At 62.3% G+C, this 5,221-nt stretch carries 7 protein-coding genes and 1 pseudogene; all 8 read right to left on the minus strand.

The window, feature by feature from the left end; genetic code table 11:
* Nucleotides 1-257: pseudogene (locus tag GGR17_RS19965) on the minus strand (strawberry notch family protein); the annotation flags it as partial.
* A gap of 102 nt (nt 258-359) precedes the next feature.
* Complete coding sequence (locus tag GGR17_RS19970) at nt 360-512, minus strand: antitoxin PaaA2 family protein (RefSeq protein WP_043754116.1); 153 nt, start codon at nt 510-512, stop codon at nt 360-362.
* Entirely contained in the window at nt 502-666 is a 165-nt protein-coding gene (locus GGR17_RS19975; protein ID WP_009819683.1) for a hypothetical protein, read from the minus strand. The genes GGR17_RS19970 and GGR17_RS19975 overlap by 11 nt, the downstream gene beginning before the upstream one ends.
* A gap of 94 nt (nt 667-760) precedes the next feature.
* A complete protein-coding gene (locus GGR17_RS19980) occupies nt 761-1,279 on the minus strand; it encodes a type II toxin-antitoxin system YhaV family toxin (RefSeq protein ID WP_024099306.1) in 519 nt (172 codons plus the stop codon).
* Nucleotides 1,276-1,602: a type II toxin-antitoxin system PrlF family antitoxin gene (locus GGR17_RS19985; protein ID WP_005668772.1), complete on the minus strand. Its 327-nt coding sequence runs from the start codon at nt 1,600-1,602 to the stop codon at nt 1,276-1,278. Before GGR17_RS19985 ends, GGR17_RS19980 begins: the two co-directional genes overlap by 4 nt.
* Nucleotides 1,603-1,729: 127 nt before the next feature.
* Complete coding sequence (locus GGR17_RS19990) at nt 1,730-2,380, minus strand: DUF6927 domain-containing protein (RefSeq protein WP_054540531.1); 651 nt, start codon at nt 2,378-2,380, stop codon at nt 1,730-1,732.
* Nucleotides 2,380-2,973 (minus strand): hypothetical protein, encoded by a 594-nt coding sequence (locus GGR17_RS19995; protein WP_054540532.1) that lies wholly within the window; start codon nt 2,971-2,973, stop codon nt 2,380-2,382. Before GGR17_RS19995 ends, GGR17_RS19990 begins: the two co-directional genes overlap by 1 nt.
* A gap of 76 nt (nt 2,974-3,049) precedes the next feature.
* Nucleotides 3,050-5,032, minus strand: coding sequence for a ParB/RepB/Spo0J family partition protein (locus tag GGR17_RS20000; protein ID WP_054540533.1), 1,983 nt, complete (start codon nt 5,030-5,032; stop codon nt 3,050-3,052).
* Between the last annotated feature and the right edge of the window lie 189 nt (nt 5,033-5,221).

Genomic DNA, 5,221 nt, shown 5'->3' on the forward strand with positions numbered 1-5,221 from the left:
GCGTTGGCGATGTCTGCTGTGGCACCGGCCCCACGCAGAAACACCTGGATGGCCGCTGCCTGCATCATGTCATAGGCCATGCGCCAGTCCCAGGCGCCACCGGCATCGCTGCCATGAAACGTCTCGCGCATGATACGCGCGAGCGCTGAACTGCGCAGGGGCTGGTCATCGACCTCCGTGCCGATTTGCGCGAGGGCAGAGGCGAGATCGGCTTCGGAGATTGCGAGAGCCGGGTTGGCCGTTCTGGGTTTGGACATGGGGATTTTCCTTTGGATCAGGGTCTGAGTTCCAAAGGACAAAAAGCCCGCTTTCGCTTTTCAGGGTGACGTAGTCAGACCGCGCCGACCTCAAAGGCTTGGTCAGGACTTGGGTTCGACCTGCCGCTTCGCATCAATCAATGCCTGTGCGGCCTGCATCACCTGAACCTGAGATGTTCCCGAGCGTGCATCCTCCAGCGCGGCCTGCACCTGCGCGCAAAACCACGTGTCATAAGAATTCGCTTCAGCGGCCACGGAAATGCTCCTCGAGCCCGATATCCAGCAGCTTGCCGAGGTCATCGGGCATGTCTGCAACGCGCACAGCAATTGGGAAACGGTGCCCCGTCAGGTCAGGCGCGCATTGCTCCTCTAGACCGAGGTGCTGCCTATCCTTTTCCGTCTCATTCATTGTGCTTTCTCCGACCGCATTATCAGCCGATGCTACATCTTCGAGCGTGGCGTCGTAAATGATAGTGCCAAAGGGTCATAGCAAGCTGGCCCACTTACCGATCGGGCACCGCTTCAAGGGATTTCTCGAACCGCTTGCCTGCCGCTGCAGCTTCTTTCAAGAGCGCGTCGAAATTGTCAGGTGGGTTGCCATCTTCCAGCATCCCTTTGAACGTCGCATAGGCATCCGTCTTGCTGCCATAGGCGCGCAGGGTCTTGTCGTCGTTCACCCATGCCACCACGATGACCTTCGCATCGCTGTTGAACCGGTAGAACAGCCGATACTGCTGGAAGAATTTCGCCCGGAACCAGTGCTTGCGGTGATCGCCGAGTGTGCCGCCTTGCCGGAAGGCGGCGGCACCCGGATCTGCAGGTATGGCCTCGGTGACCAGCTTGAAGATGGCGGCCAGCCGTTTCGTCGGGTTTTTCTTGTGCCAGGTCTTGGGATCGCGAGCCTTACGCGCCTCTACCTCCTCGACCAGCCCTTCGAGCTGGTCCAGAAAGAGTGGGTGCGCATAAATCGACCATCCATTCACGACAAGGGGCGCTTGGGCGGGCACGCTATCGCCGCTCATTCATCCTCGAGCGATAGCGGCGCATCGAGATCGACATCAACGTCTCCGACCAGTGCTGCAAGACGGTCATGCAAAGCCCCATCGAACGCCCGAATGCGGTCCGGATGCGCCTTGATATCGGCCTCGACAAAATCGAGAAAGGCTCCGAGCACGGGATCTTCCTCGTCGCTGCGCACGGGCTCGATATAGACCCTGCCACTCGGCTCGGTGCAGTAACGAATCTGGTCGCCCTTGCCCAGCTTGAGCTGTTTGCGCACACCCGCCGGTACGGTCGTCTGATACCGATCCGTGAGTTTCGAGACATCTTGTGCGAGGGCTGTCATGGCAGTCTCCTGAAGAAAAGGTTCTTTGCTGCCCGCGATAGGTAATGCATTTGCATTGCCATGTCAAGATAAGCCGCAGGATCTGCTGTCGCCGGGCAGGTCGATCAACGGTCCGGCGCAGGACCTATTATCTCCCCGCCAGGAACTCCGCCAGCACTGGGCTGGCCGCACCCTTCGCGGAGCTGAGCAGTTCCGAGCCTGCAAGCGAGGCCTTCGACAGGCGTACGAGCCCACCGGTTTCCTCGATGCGGTAGCAGCGGCGCTTTTGCCGCCCACGCCTGTAGTGGGTCGCGGTGACAATCTGGCAGGTACTGCCATCGGTGAGCGTCACAGGGGTGGCGAGCTTGATCTTGTCGCCTTCCTCGTAGTCCGGGATCGCAGCCCAGTCCTGGCAGCGCTGGCGCCAGGCATGAGCATAGCTGTCTGGGTCTTTCAGCTCGGACAGCAGGGCCAATAGGCTCAGTGGCGCGCGGGATTCGACCGGTCCCGCGCTTTCCTCCATGTCCTTGTAGCCCCAGCAGCCGTCATCATATCGGGTAAGGAATACGGCGGCGAAAGTGATGGAGCCATCCGCATCGGTGACATAGGTCGTGTCTTCGACAGGGGTGCCGTCGATATTTGTGACCTTTGCCGCCGCGTACCAAGTCGAACCCACCTTGCAGGCTTTGACCAGTTCCGTCTTGCGCCTTTCGCCCTCGAAGGTGCACAGCCGAGCAATCTCCGCTTTCTCATCCGCGTAGGTCTGGACGCGGCCGTCGGTGTAGAAGAGCCAACCCATCACGCCGCCCTCCGGTCATCGATTTCCATCAGCGCATCGAGCGGCACGCGGTAGGGCTGCATGGCGTCAAAATCCTCGCAATTGCCACAGTTCTGCACGATCGCAAAGGTGTCGCAGGCATCCTTGAGGATGACCCTGAAGATGCCACCGAGGCCCGAGGGCACTTCGTAGGTCCCGCCGATGAGATAGTCCGAGGCCCGGCGCACGAAGACGCGGATGCTGTGGCCATCGGTGGCGAGCCGGATGGCCCCTCGCCCCCGGTCGATGAGCACCTGCACGTCATCCAGGATGTCGGTGTAAAACTGGCCGGTCAGATCGCGAAACGCCATGCGGCGCTGCGCCATCCAGTCGGTGTCCCGAAACGGGTTCATGCCGTCGGCGAAGGCGAAGGAGGGATCGGCCTGCTCGGTGGTAACGATACGGGTGGTCGTGCCATCGATGCCGTTTGAGCGCAGATGCACACCATTGCCGACGATGAGGATCAGGGCCGGCCTGTCCACGGGCCCGTTCCAGTTGGGCAGGAAGGTCTTGCAGGCACGCGCATGTGCGATTTGCGCCGCAACAGCGGAGGCAGAGAACTTGAGAATAGCCATGGGGATGTCTTTCTGTTCGGTTTGGAAGGGTCGACCCGCGCGGGCGGCATGGTCCACGCGCGGGTCGCGTGAGGACTCAGGCCGCTTGCGCGATGTCGCCGTCAGGCTCCGGGGTTTCCGCCGCGGGCTCCGCCTCATCACAGGCGACACCGGCTGTCTGCATCATCGGCGGGCACCAGGCGGCCACGGCAGCGCGCTGCGCGTCCGTGAGCGTGGCGAAGGGCTCGGCGAAGAGCTTGTCACAAAAGGCGACGATCTCCTTCTTGCTCGACGAGGCCAGCGTCACCGCCTCCTGGGCGAGACCCAGATCCTCGCCGAGGATCTTCAGGAGCCAAGCCTTCTTGAAGCGGTTGAAGAGCGCCGCATTCGGCGTCCAGTGGGCGCGGATATCGGGCATGATCTCGATCTCGAACGCATGCATCAGGCTGTCGCGCCGAGGATCCCGCGCGAAGCAGGACTGCGTGGTGCTGGCGGTGGCATAGGCCACGAGCTTGGCCTTCTCCCCTGTCTCCAGCGCGCGAAACGCCGCGAACTGATCGGCGGGCGCGCGGGTGTCATCGAGCCAGGACAGATCAAGCGCATCATGCGCCGCCGCCACCTGCTCGAGCGAGGTCTCGTCGATCTCGTCCATCTTGGCATGGCTGCGGTATTCATTGCGGGCCTCGACCTTGATCGCCTGCGTGACACTCATGCCGCTGGCCAGAACGTCACTGACCAGCTTGAAGAGCGTCAGATCGAGCGTGGCTTCCGGATTCAGCGCCATTGCGGCCCCGAGCGCCATGGCGCGCTCTGTCTTGAGATCCTCGGCCAGTGAGGCCGGGTAGCTGATTTCGCCGGCGTCCGGGGCCTCCTCCCCACTCGGGCTAGCCGAGGAGCCGCGCGCGCCTTCCTCTTTCACGGTGTCTTCCGGGCGGACGAGGCCCACATGGAGCGTGACATTACCACTCGACCAAGACGCAATCACACCAGCGCGGGCCAGATCTTCGTCGCTGTAGGCCTCCTGCAGATCGCGGGCTTCCTCTTCCAGAGCGTCAACGCGCTCGTAAAGGGCATTGTAGGCACCGTCCTCGAGCCCCTCATCCTCCATCTCGAGCTGCAATTTCTCGAGTTCGGCGCTGATCTCATCGATGCGCTTCTGGGTGGCCTCATCCGGCTCGATCGGGCCGGGATAGACGCGGCCATAGTCGGCCATGGTCGCGTAATCATAGCGCACCATCGCATCGGCCCAGGCAAAGCCCAGCTTTATGCGGGCCTCTTCGGCGGCGGCACCGAGCTTCTCGAGCAGGATGGTTTCGACCAGCGCTGCATCCTCCAGCACGGAATGCTCTTCCAGAAGGTCAGCCGCGACGGCGCCGCCGCGAGCCTCGTAGTCCGCGCGCACGAAAGCCCCGATATCATCGCTGACCTGCACACCGCGGGATTTGAGCGCCTGACGGACGGTATAGGCCTGCAGATAGCCGCCGTCTTTTGTGAGCGCCTCGAAGACCTCGCGCTGCGCCTCCTGGCTCGGGTGCTCGGCAAAGGCTTTCATCGTGTCGAGCGTGATCGTCTTGGCCCGGGCCGCGGCGCGGATGTCGGGGTGGATCAGGCCATAGCGCAACCGGCCTTTCACGGCCGCCACCGTGGTGCCGAAGGTCTTTGCGATCGTCTCGGGCGTCTGGTCGTCGACCTCCATCATCCGCGCGAAAGCCTCGAACTCGTCGATGGCATTCATCGGCGCCTGGGTGATGTTCTCAGCGAGCGACAGGGCCGTGGTGACATCGCAATCCTCTGGCACAAGACGGCAGTCGATCTTGGCCTTCGCCGTGAAGCCTTTCGCGGCCCTGTCCGCGACCAGCTCCTTCAGCGCGGCATGCCGACGGCCACCGGCGAGGACAGCATATTTGCCGTCGAGCTTCTGGACCATGAGCGGCTGCAGGAGACCCAGAACGGCGATGCTTGCCTTCAGATGGGCGATGTTCTCAGGATCATAGGTTTCCGGCGAGTTGCTGCGCACATTGGCGGGATGTGAGACCAGATCGCCGATGGCGACGGAGACGGGTTTGAAGCTTGTGGTCATGGCGTTTCCTTTTCGGTGGGTTTGGAGCGGCCCGCGCATTCAGATGCGCGGCCAATCCCCGTCTTCAGGGATCACCACAACAAAAGGCCCACTCTCCCTTTGAGGGGTCAGCGGGCCTTCATCGTCTCAGATGTCAGGGTGAGGAGTCCCCTGCCCTACCAGTCGCGCGCCAGCATGATGGTCAGCACG

The sequence above is a fragment of the Actibacterium naphthalenivorans genome (genome assembly GCF_014196965.1).
Lineage (GTDB): Bacteria > Pseudomonadota > Alphaproteobacteria > Rhodobacterales > Rhodobacteraceae > Actibacterium_A > Actibacterium_A naphthalenivorans.